Origin of the sequence: Bradyrhizobium sp. HKCCYLRH1034, from assembly GCF_051168375.1 — a bacterium.
Lineage (GTDB): Bacteria > Pseudomonadota > Alphaproteobacteria > Rhizobiales > Xanthobacteraceae > Bradyrhizobium.
In genome coordinates this window covers 655,075-670,871 of record NZ_JBNPUW010000003.1, presented here as the reverse complement: position 1 = coordinate 670,871, position 15,797 = coordinate 655,075, and the positions used below count along the sequence as shown (strand labels likewise).

The following is a 15,797-nucleotide window of genomic DNA, read 5'->3' as shown; positions in this document are numbered from 1 at the left end:
CGCCGCGCAGCGCGCGGATGTCACAGCGACGCCGGGCCGGCTCGAGCATTCCATCGGCACAACAGCCGGGGCACTGCTCGGTTTGGTTGCACGGATCAGGGCGAGGCTATCCCGGGGAGTACAGCCCCCCCGGGGGCCTTCATTGCGCGACGTCCTCAGGGGTGCAGGATCACCTTGCCCATCGCCTGGCGGCCGGCCAGCACCTTCAAGGCATCGGCGGTCTGAGCCAGCGGGAAGGTGCGGTCGACGTGCGACGACAGCTTGCCCTCCGCGGTCCACTGCACGAGCTTTTCGAGGTTGGCGCGGTTCTTGGCGGGGTTGAGTCGGGTCCAGGCGCCCCAGAACACGCCGCGGATATCACAGCCCTTCAGAAGCGCGAGGTTCAGCGGCATCTTCGGGATGTCGCCGGCGGCGAAGCCGATCACCAGGAATCGGCCCTCCCATGCGATGGAGCGCAGCGCTGCCTCGGCGTAGGCGCCTCCGACGGGATCGAAGATGATGTCGGCACCCTTGCCGTCGGTGAGCCGCCGCAGTCCCTCCTTGAGATCCTCCTTGGCGTAGTTCAACGTCAGCGTCGCGCCGTGCTGCCTGGCAAATTCGAGCTTCTCGTCCGAAGAGGCACAGGCGATGACCTTCAACCCCATCAGCTTGCCGAGCTCGCAAGCCGCCAGGCCGGTGCCGCCGGCGGCGCCAAGCACGGCCAGCGTCTCGCCCGGTTTCGGACTGGCACGATCCTCCAGCGCATGCAGCGCAGTGCCGTAGATGATGATGATGCCGGCGGCGCGATCGAAATCGAGATTGTCCGGAATCTTGACGATCGACGCGGCCGGCAGCGCGATCTTTTCGCGCGCGCCGTTGTGGCCGCAGGAGGCAACGACACGGTCGCCGACCTTCAGTTCGGTGACGCCATCGCCGACGCTCTCGATGACACCCGCGACCTCCGCACCCGGCGAGAACGGGAACGGCGGCTTGATCTGGTACTTGCCTTGGATCATCAGGATGTCGAAGAAGTTCAGCGCCGCCGCCTTGATCGCAATCACGGCCTCGCCGGGACCGGCCACCGGATCTGGCACCTCGGTGAGGACGAGATCGTCGGGCTGACAGAATTGCGAGCAGAGAATGGCTTTCATAGGCGCTCCTTGGTCGTTGCCGCCGGATCGAGGTCCGGCTTTGGGAACGTCATGCCGGATTTGCCGCCGCGCCACAATCATCATCAGGCCGCGGCAGCTGCGCGGCGCCGCGCCAGGGACGCGGAGCGCCGGACAATCCGGCTCTGCGGCCTTTGCAAGCGGTGCATTTAGCCGCTATCCATCGCGACCACGGTCAGCGATTCCGGGCCATTATCCAGTCACAATATTGGTGGAACGAAGTCGCGGGGGAACTCAACGTATCATGTTGTTCGGGCGATTGTTGACAACGCTGGTCGGCGGCGTGCTGCTGTTCGGAGCTCCGAGCCTCGTAGCGGCACAGAGCGCCGCGCCAAAGGCCGCAGCTCCGCATCCGAAGGCCGCACCGAAATCGGAATCGAAGCCGGCCGTTCCCAACATCGGCGGCGCGGAACCGACGCTGATCGGACAGTTCGGCGGCTGGGGCGCCTATACCGCGATGCCCGGCGGCAAGAAGGTCTGCTTCGCGCTGGCCAAGCCGACATCCTCCAAGACCAATCCGCCCAACCGTCCGCGCGATCCCGCCTATGCCTTCGTGTCGACCCGGCCCTCCGAGAAGGTCTTCAACGAGGTCTCGATCATGATCGGCTATGCGCTGAAGCCGGGATCCGACGCCACGGTAGAGGTCGGCGGAGCCTCCTATGCCATGTATACCCAGGGCGACGGACTTTGGATCAAGAACGCCGCGGAGGAAGAGCGGATGGTCGATGCCATGCGCAAGGCGCCCGAGGCCGTGGTCAAGGGCGTCTCGGCCAAGGGCACGGAGACCACCGACGTGTTCTCACTGAAGGGCCTCGCCCAGGCGCTCGACCGCATCGCGCAGGATTGCCGCCGGTAGACGGCGGCCGCTGGTACCGCTCGTCAGGCGGGTCGCATTTGCCGGCCGGATCGTTATATAAACCCGCTGAACGCCTTCGGCCGCCGCGGCCGGGCAGCACTTTGGGCCCATCGACATGGCAACGACTGCCGGGCTGCGCGACTCCTCTGCGCCCCTCGAAAAGACTCCGCTCGAAACCTACGTCCCGCCGGCGAAGCCCTCGCTGATCGGCCTGTCACGCGCGGAGCTGGCAGCAAGGCTCGGCCAGGTCGGAGTGCCAGAGCGCCAGCAGAAGATGCGGGTGCAGCAGTTGTGGCACTGGATCTATTTCCGGGGCGCCAGGTCGTTCGACGAGATGACATCGGTATCGAAGGACACACGCACCGCGCTGGCCGAACATTTCACGGTCGACCGTCCCGAGGTCGTGGCCGAGCAGATCTCCAACGACGGCACCCGCAAATGGCTGCTGCGGCTGCCGAGCGGCGACAATCTGCAGAAGGCCCACGAGGTCGAGTGCGTCTACATCCCCGAGACCGATCGCGGCACGCTCTGCGTCTCCTCCCAGGTCGGCTGCACGCTCAACTGTTCGTTCTGCCACACCGGCACGCAGCGGCTGGTGCGCAACCTGACGGCCGGCGAGATCGTCGGCCAGGTCATGGTGGCGCGCGACCGGCTGAACGACTGGGCCGACCGCGAGACCCCGCTCGGCAACCGGCTCATCACCAACATCGTCATGATGGGAATGGGCGAGCCGCTGTACAATTTCGACGCGGTGCGCGACGCGCTGCTGATCGTCTCGGACAACGAGGGCATCGGCATTTCCCGCCGCCGCATCACGCTGTCGACCTCCGGCGTGGTGCCGAACATCAAGCGCGCCGGCGAGGAGATCGGCGTGATGCTGGCGATCTCACTGCACGCCGTGCGCGACGAACTGCGCAACGAGCTGGTGCCGCTCAACCGCAAATATCCGATTGCCGAGCTGCTGCAGGCCTGCCGCGACTATCCCGGCGCATCCAACGCGCGCCGCATCACCTTCGAATATGTGATGCTCAAGGGCGTCAATGATTCGCTCGACGACGCCCGGCTGCTGGTCAAGCTGCTGAAGGGCATTCCGGCCAAGATCAACCTGATCCCGTTCAATCCCTGGCCCGGCTCGGCGTATGAGTGCTCGGACTGGGAGCAGATCGAGAAGTTCTCGGAATACGTCTTCAACGCGGGCTATTCGTCGCCGGTGCGCACGCCGCGCGGCCGCGACATCCTCGCCGCCTGCGGCCAGTTGAAGTCGGAGACGGAGAAGCTGTCCGCGCGGGAGCGTCAGGCACTGCGCGCGATGGCGATGACGGATTGATGATTGATCGCGCCTGCATCTCCGAACGAGATCGTCATGCCCGGGCTTGACCCGGGCGCCATCGATTCATCGACCGAGAGATGGATGGCCGGCTCATGCCGGGCCATGACGAGCGAAGAAAGCGGGGCCTCGCTTGGGTAATACGGGTCTAAAGCCATGGCGCTGATCGGTCGTCTCGTCGTGATCGCGCTCGCGTTTCTTGCCGCGTGCTTCCTCGCGGGGCTGATCGTGGTGACCGCGGTCCTGTTTCCGGAGTTCTCCGATCTCGGCAACGGCCCGATCGATCAGGGCGCGTTCGAGGTCATCATCGGCTTCGGCTTCATCTTCGTGTCGGGCTTCGCGCTGATCCCGGCGCTGCTGATCGCACTGATCACCGAGGCTTTCTCGATCCGCAGCGTGCTCGCCTACGCGATCGGCGGCGGCGTGGTCGGCGCAGCCTGCTATCTCGGCCTGGTCCCGTTCGATCCCGAGACCTTCCGGTTCGAGGGCATCGTGCGTCGCCATCTCGAGATCCTGACCGGGGCCGGCATCGTCGGCGGACTGGTCTATTGGCTGATTGCCGGCCGCAACGCCGGCCGCTGGCGCGAGCCGTCGCCGCGCCTGCCGCCACCGCCGCCATTGCCGTCGGGATCGCCACGTTGAGCCGCCGGCCTTTCCATCGCCATCCGCTTTCGCTAAACCGCGCGCCATGAACCGGACCGGCCTCTTCATCGCATTGTCGCTCGCGCTCGTCATCGGCGTGCTGTTCGGCGTCTTTCCCGAGCTCGACCTCAAGCTGGCCGCGCTGTTCTACGATCCGCGCACGCACAGCTTCCCCGTGAAGCTCGACGGCTATGCTGCGTTCGCGCGCGATGCCGCGATGTGGGTCGCCTGGGGCATCGCGCTGCCGTCCATCGTTGCGCTCGTCGTGAAGCTCGTCCGTCCCGACCGGCCGCTGCTGGTGAAGGGCCGCACCGTGGCGTTCCTGCTGCTGACCTTATCGCTCTCGGCCGGCGTGCTCACCAACTTCACCTTCAAATCCTATTGGGGCCGGCCGCGCCCGGTTGTCGTGGCCGAGTTCGGCGGCGACATGCAGTTCGTGCCGTGGTGGGATCCGCGCGGCGGCTGCGGCCGCAACTGCTCGTTCTTCTCCGGAGAGGGAGCCACCGCATTCTGGACCCTGGCGCCGGCCGCGCTGACGCCGCCCGCGATCCGGCCCGTCGCCTACGGCGCCGCCGTCCTGTTCGGCATCGCCACCTCGGTGTTGCGGATGGCGTTTGGCGGACATTTCTTCACCGACATCGCCGCGGCCGGCCTCGTCACCTTCATCGTGATCTGGCTGCTGCACGGCTACATCTACCGCTGGCCGTCCACCCGCCTCACCGACGCCGGCATCGACGCCGCCCTGACCCGCTTCGCCTGGCCGGGCTTCCGCCTGATGCGCCGGCTGTTCGGCCGCCGTACCGCGGATACCAGCCCCGCAGCCTGAGCGCGGGCCGGTCACCCTCAGTCGCCATTAAAGGCGTGCCCAGCAACGCAAAATCTGTTATTCGCGCCCGAATTTCTGAACGGCGCAGCCACAAACACGGTTGGACTCTCCCATGACCACGATCCTGAAAAGCCTGCCCAAGGGCGAGAAGGTCGGCATCGCCTTTTCCGGCGGTCTCGACACCAGCGCCGCGCTGCTTTGGATGAAGCAGAAGGGCGCGCGTTGCTTTGCCTACACGGCAAATCTCGGGCAACCCGACGAGTCCGACTACGACGAGATCCCGCGCAAGGCGGTGAGCTTCGGGGCCGAGAAGGCGCGCCTCGTGGATTGCCGCACTCAGCTGGTGCATGAGGGCATCGCCGCGATTCAGTCGGGCGCCTTCCACATCTCGACCGGCGGCATCACCTATTTCAACACCACCCCGCTCGGCCGCGCCGTCACCGGCACCATGCTGGTCGCCGCGATGAAGGAGGATGGCGTCAACATCTGGGGCGACGGCTCGACCTACAAGGGCAACGACATCGAGCGCTTCTACCGCTACGGCCTGCTGACCAATCCGAGCCTCAAGATCTACAAGCCCTGGCTCGACCAGCAGTTCATCGACGAGCTCGGCGGCCGCGCCGAGATGTCGGCCTTCCTCACGGCCAACGGCTTCGACTACAAGATGAGCGCCGAGAAGGCGTATTCGACCGACAGCAATCTGCTCGGCGCCACCCACGAGGCCAAGGATCTCGAGAGCCTGAGCAGCGGCATCCGCATCGTCAATCCGATCATGGGCGTGCCGTTCTGGCGCGAGGATTGCGTGGTGAAGCCGGAGACGGTCGTGGTCCGCTTCGAGGAGGGTCAGCCGGTCGCGCTGAACGGCCAGAGCTTCAGCGATCCCGTGGCGCTGTTCCTGGAGGCGAACGCGATCGGCGGCCGTCATGGTCTCGGCATGAGCGACCAGATCGAGAACCGCATCATCGAAGCCAAGAGCCGCGGCATCTACGAGGCGCCGGGCATGGCGCTGCTGCACATCGCCTATGAGCGGCTCGTCACTGGCATCCACAACGAGGATACGATCGAGCAGTACCGCATCAGCGGCATGCGCCTCGGTCGCCTGCTCTATCAGGGCCGGTGGTTCGATTCGCAGGCGCTGATGCTGCGCGAGACCGCGCAGCGCTGGGTGGCGCGCGCCGTCACCGGTGAGGTGACCCTGGAGCTGCGCCGCGGCAACGACTACTCGATCCTCAACACCGAGAGCCCCAATCTGACCTACCAGCCGGAGCGGCTGAGCATGGAGAAGGTCGAGGACGCCGCGTTCACGCCTGCCGACCGCATCGGCCAGCTGACGATGCGCAATCTCGACATCACCGACACCCGCTCCAAGCTGAAGCTCTATTCGGACACGGGGCTGCTGTCGGGCGCGGACGGCGCTCAGATCTTCCAGCTCGGCCACGACAAGGGCTGAGTTGGAGCTGTCGAGCGCAATCCGCGCCGTCTCCACCGCTGTCGTCCCTGCGAACGCAGGGACCCATATCCACCGACTGACACGGTGAGAGCCGGCTGCGGCTCCAGCCATCGCAAAACTGGATCCTGTGAGTATGGGTCCCCGCGTTCGCGGGGACGACACCGAACGGGACGGAACGGATTGCCGCTTACAAAAATGGCCGGGATCGCTCCCGGCCATTTTCATTTTCGCTCAGTCGCGTCTCACCGCGGCGGCGCGACGCCCGGAGGTGGCGGCGGCAGGGCGGCCTGGCCGCCATTGAGCAGCGGCGTGATGCGGCGGACCGTGACGCGGCGGTTGATGCGGCTCGGCCCCTGCGTCTGCTCCTTCAGGTACTGCGCGCCGTAACCCTGCGAGGTCAGGTTCTCGGCGGGCACGCCGAACTGCTGCGTGAGCAAGGTGGCGGCCGACTCGGCTCGGCGATCCGAGAGCGACAGATTGTCGGTGTCGTTGCCGACCGCGTCGGTGTGGCCCTCGATCAGGAAGACCTCGCGCGGGTTGCGCTGGATCGCCTGGTTGAGGCCGTCGGCGATGACCTGCAGCTTCGCCACCTGGTCGGGACTGATCTCCCACGATCCGGTCTCGAAGGTAATCGTGTTGAGATCGATCGACGGCATCAGCTGTCGCACCGATGGGGAGTAGCGGACCTCGTCGAGCGAGTAGCGGCGCTGGACGCGTTCCACCGGCGGCGCGATCAGCGTGTCGTAGATGACATCCGGCTCGGCCTCATCCGCGTCGACGATGTAGCGGTTGTAGGGGATGCGGATCTCCGGCGGCGGCAGGTCGACGTAGAAGCCGCCGACCGCCTGGGGATCGCGGTAGGTGTTGTCGATGATGATGATCTCGCGGCCACCGATGTCGCGGCGGATGCGGCGCAGCAGCCGGCCGTCCGGCGCGGTGATCGTGACGATCTGGCTACCGTCGGGACGGATCACCACCGTGCGCGTCTCTCCCCGCTCCTGCTGGACGCGGATATCCCGCGCGCCGTAGCGGAAGCGCTCAAGCTCGTCATGACGCACGAACTCCTGACCGCTCGGATCGCGCACGATGACGCGGCCCGGCTCGTAGATCAGCGTGCGACCGCCCTCCTGGACCTCGCGGCGCTGGCCGCGGAAATCGTCCAGCCGCTGCGGCCCCGCCAACGGCGCGCCGGGCGCGATCGGCGTGAGCTGCTGTGCCGTCGGCGGCGGCGGCGCCGGGATGGGCGCAGTGACCTGCGGCGGCGGCCGATTGGACATGGCCGGGGGGCCGGCGGGCGGCACAGCGCCAGGACCGGCCTGCGGCGCGCCGGCGGGTCCCGGACCGGGTCCGGCAGCACCAGGACCTGCCGCCGGAGGCGGACCACCCGGGGCTCCTGGGGGCGTCCCCGGACGTCCGCCGGGCGGGCTCCCGGCTGCGGGCGGCGTGCCTTGCTGCGACGGCGTCTGGGTGGCCGGAGGCGCGGGTGGCGCCGGCGGAGTTCCCGGAGCAGGCGCGACGGTTCCGGCCGGCGGCGTCGGCGCGCCGCGTGGCGGGGGTGCTCCCTGGGGAGCACCAGGCGGCGGGGCGCCGGCACCTGGCTGTGTCGGCGGCCGCTGCCCGGGGCCAACCGGAGGAGTCGGAGCCGGCGTCGGCTGCGGAGACGGCGCCGCGGACGGAGCCGGCGAGTGCGCAGGCGGCGACGCGTTCCCGGCCGCTGGCGACGAAGGCGGGGGTGTCACGGCTGACGGCGGCGTTCCCGGCCGCAGGTTCGGTGCCGGACTCGGCGGAGGTGGCGGGGCGGGCGTGGCTACGGGCGGCGTGGGCGGCGTTGGACGCGCGGGAGCAGCCGTCGGCGGGGGCGCAGGCGGAGTCGCAGGACGTGCCGGCTCACGCGGCGGCCCCGGCGGAGGCGCTGGAGGCGGTGGCGTATGCACCGGCGGAGCCGCAACAGGTGGCGCTGGACGCGCCGGCGGAGGTGCAGGCGGCTCAGCCCGTGGAGGCGGCGGTGCCGAATGTGGCGGCTCAGCCCGCGGCGGCGGTGGGGGCGGCGGCGGAGCAGCCGGACGTGGTGGCTCGGCCCGTGGCGGAGGGGGCGGTGGGGGCGCCGGACGCGGCGGCTCGGCCCGCGGCGGAGCAGGCGGTGGTGGAGGGGGTGCGGGACGCGGGGCCGCTGCCGGTGGCGGCGCGGGCGGTGGAGGCGCTGGGCGTGGAGCAGCGGCCGGCGGCGGCGCGGGAGGCGGCGGAGGCGCAGCCTGATGCGGTGGCGGCGCGCCTGGGCCAGGTCGCTGCGGCTGCCCCTGCGGCTGCTGTTTCGGCCGGCCGTCTGGACCGACTTCGCCGCCGCCCGGGCCTTGGGCGACGATCATCGGCGCCCCCTGCGCATGGGAGCCGGAGCTCATTAGTTGCATCGCCGACAGCGCAGTCGTCGCCAGCAGCAGGACGCGAAGTTTGCTCATGTGTCTTGTTTTCCCGGAACGATCTTTTTCAAGCACGGAGAGATCAACAAGTATGCGTTAGGCCGGATTGTGGCGCAGTTCAAATCCGCAGGGGGATTTATTTCGACGCGAAGCCACCCCCGCAGGGCCGCCATTCAGGTTTTATTCAGCCTTGATTTTCAAGGGCTTGGCGCAGCCGCAGGGCTGCGGGACCGGCCCGCGACCAAGCCCCTGGCAGGCGATCATCATGACCGTCCAATCGCGGTCAATCCGTGGCCGGATTCGGTGTGGTCGGACCGAGCGGCCCCCGGCCGGGGATTTCGTCCGGCGTCTGCCCCGGCAGCTCGCGCGGCGGCTCCGGCGCATCGGGTTCGTAGACCGGCGGCGGAATGTCGGGCTGCGGATTGCCGACGGGATCCTCCGGCGGCGGTTCGACCGGGCGGCCCGGCGTCGCCGGCGGAATCTCTGGCGGTTCGATCGGCATCACATCGCGACCTTTCGATTGTCGCCGAGGTCGGGACGCGTGCCTGTCACCGCGGCCGCCGCCATCTTGACGTAGCTCACGACCGTGCCGGGCGAATCCCAGAATTCGGCGTCGTCGGGCGTGATCTTCAAGAGGCGGATGTTCGGATCCTCGGCGCTGTCCCACCAGGCCTTGGCCGGCGTCGAGAACAGCTCCCGGATCTTGCCGCGATCGTTGGAAATGGCCGCCGTACCCGTGAGCGACACGTACTTCTGGTTGCCGGCGTCCGCGAACGACAGATTGACCTGCGGCGATCGCGCGATCTCCTCGTCCTTGTGATGCCGCGCGTCAGTGAGAAAATAGATCATGTTCTCGCCGCGCGCGAGATACGCGCTCATCGGCCGTGCCCGCAGCCTGTCACCGTCGCGGGTGACCAGCATCGCAAAGCCGATCTTCTTCATCAGGTCCCAAACGCGGTCCTGGTCGCGCGCGTCGTCATTGCTCATGGTCGGCTCCCTCAATGTCAGGGGCGACAACGCCGCGTGGGGCGCCGATGTTCCGGACGCGCCCGGGGAAAGCGAACGCCGTTCAGCCGCGCAGCAGCAGCGTATTGCTGCGCGTGCGGCCGCTCTCACGGTAACCGCGACCGAGCATGTCGGCGAGACAATCGTTCTGCCATTCGTCGCGCGACAGGTGTTCGATGACGACGGCACGCGGCCATAACGCGGCAGGCGCGTCACGGAAGAAGCCGGTCAGCACGCGGTCCTCAAAACCTTCCACGTCGATCTTCAGCGCATCAACCCTGGTCGCTCCGGCCTGTGCGAGAATGGTCTGCAGCCGCAACGACGGCACCTTGAACGCTTCCGCTCCGGCCTCGCCGGTCACGATGTGACTGGCGCCGAGATTGTCCCCATCGGTCTCGATCATCACCTCGCCATCGCTCTCACCCGCTGCCACCGCGAGCAGCCTGACCTGGGGCAGCGCGGACGCAGCACGGTTGAAGCTCAGCCGCGCATGCGTGACCGGATGCGGCTCCACTGCGATCACGAGGCCATCAGGCCCGACGTGACGGGCAAGCGGCAAGGCGAACGTTCCGACATTGGCGCCGACATCCACCACCACGCCGCCCGGCGGAACGTGGCTGCGCAGGAAATCCAGCTCCTCGCGATTGTAGTCGGGATTGAACAGTGCACCGCGCTCGGTCGCACTGACCTGATGGTAGAAGCGGAAATTGGCGCCCTGATAGCCGACGTCGACAGGGCCTGCTCCGAGCATGTTGACGACACGCGTCAACATCGGCCGGAACGCGCCGCGCTTCAGCCCGGAGCCGTGCGCCATGCGGATCACCAGCGCCTGGGCGGCATTCGGAGCAAAGGCACCAAAGGGGGGCGGAGAAGGATCGTTGTCGGGCGTCAAGGTCGCGTCCTGGGCTGAGGGCGACGTGTGATAGCCGGTTTCGCCGCGATCTCCAATGCAGGCGGCGTGGCCGCATTGTGTCGTCGCCAGGACCGCGCTGAGGCAACGTCCGAGCCGTTCAGGCCGCCTTGCGCTGACGCAGGAAGCGGCCGATGAGGCGACGCTTTCCCTTGCGCGGAATGAGATCGATGTCGCTGACGAGCTTGGCGCCGCCCTTGCGCCGTTCGAGCACGATCTTGCGGCTGTGGAAGGCCTCGAGCTCCGCCCGATGCGCCACGCTGACGATGGTCGCCTTCGGCAGCTCGCTCGTCACCATCTCCATCATCTTGTCCTGGCTCTTCTCGTCGAGCGCGGAGGTGGCTTCATCGAGCACGACGATGTCGGGGCTGTGGAGCAGCAGGCGCGCGAAGGCGAGACGCTGCTTCTCGCCGCCGGAGAGCGTCTGATCCCAGGGCGCGTCCTCCTCGATCTTGTCCTTGAGATGGTCGAGACCGACCTTGTGCAGGGCTTCGCCGACCTGCGCCACGCTCCAATCCTCGGCAGCCCCGGGATAGGCGACGGCCCGGCGCAGGGTGCCCGATGGCACGTAGGGTCGCTGCGGCAGCATGAACAGCTTGCGGTCGGGGTGGAAGTTGATGCTGCCGCCGCCCCACGGCCACAGCCCGGCGATGGCGCGCACGAGCGTGCTCTTGCCGGTGCCGGATTCGCCCGCGACGAGCAGGCGCTCGCCGGGATCGACCACGACCTCGGTCTCGCCGACCACGGCGGTGCCGTCGTCGAGCGTCACCTGCAGATCATTCAGACTGAGCATCGCGTCGCCGGTGGTCTCGCCGCGCTTGATGCGGCCGATGCCGTCGCCTCTCTCGGCACGTTCCAGCGCATCGAGCGACATCATCAGCGAGGCGATGCGGCGGGCACAAGCATTCCAATCCGCGAGCCGCGGATAGTTGTCGACCAGCCAGCCGAACGCGGTCTGCACGATCGTGAACGCGCTCGCCGCCTGCATCACCTGCCCGAGCGTCATGCTGCCGTCGAGGAATTTCGGCGCGCACAGCAGCAGTGGCACGACAGGGGCGATGAGGCTGGAGCCCTGCGACACCAGGGTGGTGCGCATGTGCTGGCCGGCGAGCCGCGCCCATTGCTGCAGCACGTTACCGAACGTCCGGTCGATGCCGGCGCGCTCTTCGGTCTCGCCGCCGAGCAGGGCGATGCTCTCGCCGTTTTCGCGGACGCGGGTCAGGGTGTAGCGGAAATCGGCCTCGGCCTGGTTCTTGTCCTCGGAGACCTGCACGAAGCGGCGGCCGATCGTCATGATCGAGCCCGAGGCGATGGCGGCGTAGGCGATCGCGGCAATGACCAGAAAACCGGGAATGGTGATCTCGGTGGCGCCGAGATGCAGCGTCAGCGCGCCGCCAATGGTCCAGAGCACGACGATGAAGGTCGCGGCCGACAGCAGCGCCGAGGTCACGCCGGCGATGAAGTCGACCGGCGAATCCGTCGCGATGCGCAGGTCCTCGGCGATCCGGTATTCCGGATTCTTGTGGTCGCCGCTGACGAGATTGAGCTGATAGTAGCGCCCGCTGGCCAGCCAGCGGGTGACGACGCTGTTGGTCAGCCACGCCCGCCAGCGCCGCTGGATCGACATGCGCGCATAGACCTGGGCGACGCCGAGAATGACGCTGCCGATCGCGAGCGGGAAGAAGATCGCGGTGAGATGAAAGACCGTCGCCGAATCGCGTTTCTCGATCGCATCGAAGATCGACCGATTCCAGACGTTGATGCCGTACTGAAATCCGACAGTCGCAACGATCAGGAACAGCAGCCCGATCGTGAACGCCCACGCCAGACGGTCGCCGCTCTGGCCCCAATAACCGCGGGCGCTGATCCAGAACCGCGTCAGCAGATAGCGCTTGCGCAGCTGCTCTGCCTCTTCGGGCGACAGCTCCGGATCAGGCTCCACCAGTTCGGGCGGCGGCGGCTCAACCTGGCCGCCATTCTCGGCCGCGATCTCGATGATCGGCGCCTTCTCGGGCGCCTGTGCGGGCGGCCGCGCGGTGTCCTGAACCTGTCCCATCGCGCGATAACAGCAGTGCGAACAGAAGGTTCCCGGCTTGGTTCCCGCGCAATGCGCGCCGGATTCAGGGCACCTGCGTGTTCGGCGCCATTGGTGGGGCGCGATACAGCGGCACCGGAACGACCTTGTTCAGCACGCGCGACAATTCCTCGATCGAATAGGGTTTGCGCAGCAGCTCGAAGCCATGCGTGCCCTGCTGCGCCAGCACATGGCTGTAGCCACTCGCGAGCACGACCGGCACGTTGAGCTCGAGCCGCCTGATTTCCTCGGCAAGTTCCAGCCCAGTCATGCCGGGCATCACGACATCGGTGAAGACGACGTCGAACCGGCTGGTGCCGCTGATCAGCTCCTCCAGCGCGTCTCTGGCGTTGTCGACCAGCGTGGTCCGATAGCCGAGCTCGGCCAGCGCTTCGGTCGCCGACCTGCCGACGTCGATGTTGTCCTCGACCACCAGCACCGACATGCCTCGACCGTCGATCGGCTCCGCATGGCTGCCGTCCTCGCCGCGCTGCACCTGGGCTGGAGCGACGCGCGGCAGATAGAGCGTGAACGTCGCGCCGCGGCCCGGCTGGCTCATGACCCCGATTTCGCCGCCGGACTGCTTCGCGAAGCCGAAGACCTGCGAGAGACCGAGGCCGGTGCCCTGGCCGATGGTCTTGGTCGTGAAGAACGGCTCGAAGATGCGTCCGAAATGCTCCGACGGGATGCCGACGCCGGTGTCCTGGACGGTGATGGCGACATAGCCCAGCGGCGGACGGTCGTGCGGCGCCGCCGGCGTCGGCAGCGCCGCTGCAGGGGCGACGGTGATGCTGAGACGTCCCTGGCCGGCCATCGCATCGCGGGCATTGACGGCCAGGTTGATCAGTGCCGTCTCGAACTGGCCAGCGTCGGAATTGACGTAGCACGGCTCGTCGGGAACGGAGACCGCGACCTCGACGCGTGACCCGACCAGGGTCTTGGTCATGTCGCGCAGGGTGACGACGCTGCGGCAGATGTCGAAGACCTCCGGCTTCAGCGTCTGGCGACGGGCGAACGCGAGGAGCTGCGACGTGAGCTTCGATGCGCGCGCCACCGTATCCGAGATCGCGTCGATATAGCGCTGCCGCCGTTCATCAGCCAGATTCGGCCGGCGCAACAGGTCGGCTGAGGCCCGGATCACGGTCAGCAGATTGTTGAAGTCGTGCGCAACGCCGCCGGTCAATTGTCCGAGCGCCTCCATGCGCTGACCGTGCTTGAGCGCATCCTCGGCCTCGAGGCGGCGGGCGGCCTCGACATGCAGGCGCTCGGTCCGCCGCTGGGCAAGGGCCAGGAAGACGATGAGCAGCGCGGTTGCCGGAATGCCGAAGATGAGATGCCGGCCGATCGTGCCGAGCCAGCGGTTGCGGATGGTCGACGTCGCAAGCCCTGCCGAGACGTAGACGGGATAGCCGCCGAGCCGCTGATACCCGACGAGACGCTCGACGCCATCGACCGGCGAGATCTCGGTGACGAGCTGCTCCGTATCTGCGGCCCGGGCGGCGATGTCGCTGGGCCCCGCAGCCGCGCTTCGCCCGCCGGCCGGGAAGCGCGCCAGAACGAGACCATCGAAGCGGCGCAGCGCGAAGTAGCTGCCGGGCGCCCGGCCGATCCGGGCATAGAAGTGCTCGAAATAATCCGGAAGCACCGAGGCCTGGATGATACCGGTGAAGCTGCCGTCGTCGCTCTGGCGGCGGCGGCTGATGCTGAAGAACGGCGCGCCTTGATAGGGCGGCCGCGGCGTCAACTGCGCGCCGATGAAGGTGCCGATGCTGTCCTTGACGTGGGCGCTGAAGTAGTCGCGGTCGAGGAACGTCATGTCCGGCGCCGGATAGATCATGCTGTTGACCAGCGGCCGGCCATTGGCGTCGAACACCCAGGCGGACTTCATCTGCGGCAGCGCGTCCGACAATTGTCGCAACCGGGCATGCAGCACCTGCTCGCGCGCCTTGATGTCGGCATCCGACAGATCGCGGACGACCTCGTCGATCTCCGAGAGGCTGCGCTCGATCGTCTCGAACACCTTCAGCGCGTGCTCGTGGACGATTTCGAGCGAGCGGCGGATCTCGCGATCGGCCTCCTCATACGTCGTGCCGTGGGATACGTAGGCCGTGATCACGAACAGCGCGACGGGAAGCGCGAGGGACGCGACCATCATCCAGCGCAGCATCGTCATCGATTTGCGTTGTGCGGTCTGCACGGTCGCTCCGGCTTCAAAGGGCCACGAGCTTAACGCAATCGACGGCAGCTACAAACTAGCCGCGCCCGAAACTTGCACCGGTATCGGGCGCGGAAGGTGAGATCGAAAGCCGCCCGTCAGGCTAGATCTGCCGCTCGACCAGCTTGAACTTGAGTTCCGCGATCGCCTCGGCGGGGTTGAGCCCCTTCGGGCAGGCCTTGGCGCAGTTCATGATGGTGTGGCAGCGGTACAGCCGGAACGGGTCCTCGAGATTGTCGAGCCGCTCGCCGGTGGCTTCGTCCCGGCTGTCCTTGACCCAGCGCGTCGCCTGCAGCAGAGCGGCGGGTCCGAGATAGCGCTCGCTGTTCCACCAGTAGCTCGGGCACGAGGTCGAGCAGCAGGCGCACAGGATGCACTCGTAAAGGCCGTCGAGCTTCTCGCGATCCTCGTGGCTCTGCCGCCATTCCTTCTGCGGCGTCGGCGAGGTCGTCTTCAGCCACGGCTCGATCGAGGCGTATTGCGCGTAGAAATTGGTGAGGTCCGGCACCAGGTCCTTCACGACAGGCTGATGCGGCAGCGGATTGATCTTGACCGCGCCGTCCTTCACGTCGTGCATCGACTTGGTGCAGGCCAGCGTGTTCTGGCCGTCGATATTCATCGCGCAGGAGCCGCACACGCCCTCGCGGCAGGAGCGGCGGAAGGTGAGCGACGGATCGATGTGGTTCTTGATCCAGATCAGCCCGTCCAGCACCATCGGGCCGCAATCGTTGACGTCGACGTAGAAGGTATCGACGCTCGGATTCTTGCCGTCGTCCGGATTCCAGCGATAGACCTTGAACTCGCGGACCTCGGTGGCGCCGGCCGGCTTGGGCCAGGTCTTGCCGCCGGTGATCTGAGAATTCTTCGGAAGTGCGAACTCAGCCATTTCGGAAGGCCTTCTTGGGTTTGACGGACGGGCTCAGGTCA

At 67.4% G+C, this 15,797-nt stretch carries 13 protein-coding genes; 5 read left to right on the top strand and 8 right to left on the bottom strand.

Translation table 11 applies throughout. The features are described from left to right. Window positions 1–155 precede the first annotated feature (155 nt). Window positions 156–1,130, bottom strand: a complete 975-nt coding sequence (locus tag ACQR0W_RS10065) for an NADPH:quinone oxidoreductase family protein (RefSeq protein ID WP_315750543.1) — start codon at window positions 1,128–1,130, stop codon at window positions 156–158. Between the two features lie 262 nt (window positions 1,131–1,392). Between ACQR0W_RS10065 and ACQR0W_RS10060 the strand changes: the two genes are divergently transcribed. The 5 genes from ACQR0W_RS10060 (at window position 1,393) to argG (ending at window position 6,249) form a co-directional block, all read left to right on the top strand. Beyond that, a complete protein-coding gene (locus ACQR0W_RS10060) occupies window positions 1,393–2,004 on the top strand; it encodes an invasion associated locus B family protein (protein WP_315716756.1) in 612 nt (203 codons plus the stop codon). A 115-nt stretch (window positions 2,005–2,119) separates the two neighbouring features. Continuing rightward, window positions 2,120–3,331: a 23S rRNA (adenine(2503)-C(2))-methyltransferase RlmN gene (gene rlmN / locus ACQR0W_RS10055; RefSeq protein ID WP_315750541.1), complete on the top strand. Its 1,212-nt coding sequence runs from the start codon at window positions 2,120–2,122 to the stop codon at window positions 3,329–3,331. A gap of 156 nt (window positions 3,332–3,487) precedes the next feature. After that, complete coding sequence (locus ACQR0W_RS10050) at window positions 3,488–3,973, top strand: hypothetical protein (RefSeq protein ID WP_315716758.1); 486 nt, start codon at window positions 3,488–3,490, stop codon at window positions 3,971–3,973. 46 nt (window positions 3,974–4,019) lie between these two features. Next, on the top strand, window positions 4,020–4,799 hold the full coding sequence (locus ACQR0W_RS10045; protein ID WP_315716759.1) for a phosphatase PAP2 family protein: 780 nt from the start codon (window positions 4,020–4,022) through the stop codon (window positions 4,797–4,799). A 112-nt stretch (window positions 4,800–4,911) separates the two neighbouring features. Beyond that, window positions 4,912–6,249 carry an argininosuccinate synthase gene (argG, locus tag ACQR0W_RS10040; RefSeq protein WP_316169991.1) on the top strand — a complete coding sequence of 446 codons (1,338 nt, stop codon included), beginning with the start codon at window positions 4,912–4,914 and terminating at the stop codon, window positions 6,247–6,249. A gap of 242 nt (window positions 6,250–6,491) precedes the next feature. Here the strand turns inward: argG and ACQR0W_RS10035 are convergent, their stop codons facing one another. From ACQR0W_RS10035 to ACQR0W_RS10005, 7 genes are all read right to left on the bottom strand, one after another. After that, window positions 6,492–8,705, bottom strand: a complete 2,214-nt coding sequence (locus ACQR0W_RS10035) for an OmpA family protein (protein WP_316169992.1) — start codon at window positions 8,703–8,705, stop codon at window positions 6,492–6,494. A 244-nt stretch (window positions 8,706–8,949) separates the two neighbouring features. Continuing rightward, the gene (locus ACQR0W_RS10030) at window positions 8,950–9,168 is read right to left on the bottom strand and encodes a hypothetical protein (protein WP_316169993.1); all 219 of its coding nucleotides are present in this window, start codon (window positions 9,166–9,168) and stop codon (window positions 8,950–8,952) included. Continuing rightward, complete coding sequence (locus ACQR0W_RS10025; RefSeq protein ID WP_315825706.1) at window positions 9,168–9,653, bottom strand: pyridoxamine 5'-phosphate oxidase family protein; 486 nt, start codon at window positions 9,651–9,653, stop codon at window positions 9,168–9,170. Before ACQR0W_RS10025 ends, ACQR0W_RS10030 begins: the two co-directional genes overlap by 1 nt. Before the next feature lie 82 nt (window positions 9,654–9,735). Continuing rightward, window positions 9,736–10,563, bottom strand: coding sequence for an FkbM family methyltransferase (locus ACQR0W_RS10020; RefSeq protein WP_315750535.1), 828 nt, complete (start codon window positions 10,561–10,563; stop codon window positions 9,736–9,738). A gap of 118 nt (window positions 10,564–10,681) precedes the next feature. After that, on the bottom strand, window positions 10,682–12,637 hold the full coding sequence (locus tag ACQR0W_RS10015) for an ABC transporter ATP-binding protein/permease (RefSeq protein WP_315716766.1): 1,956 nt from the start codon (window positions 12,635–12,637) through the stop codon (window positions 10,682–10,684). 64 nt (window positions 12,638–12,701) lie between these two features. Next, window positions 12,702–14,852 (bottom strand): hybrid sensor histidine kinase/response regulator, encoded by a 2,151-nt coding sequence (locus tag ACQR0W_RS10010; RefSeq protein WP_315825705.1) that lies wholly within the window; start codon window positions 14,850–14,852, stop codon window positions 12,702–12,704. A 121-nt stretch (window positions 14,853–14,973) separates the two neighbouring features. Further along, a complete protein-coding gene (locus ACQR0W_RS10005; RefSeq protein ID WP_315716769.1) occupies window positions 14,974–15,756 on the bottom strand; it encodes a succinate dehydrogenase iron-sulfur subunit in 783 nt (260 codons plus the stop codon). Between the last annotated feature and the right edge of the window lie 41 nt (window positions 15,757–15,797).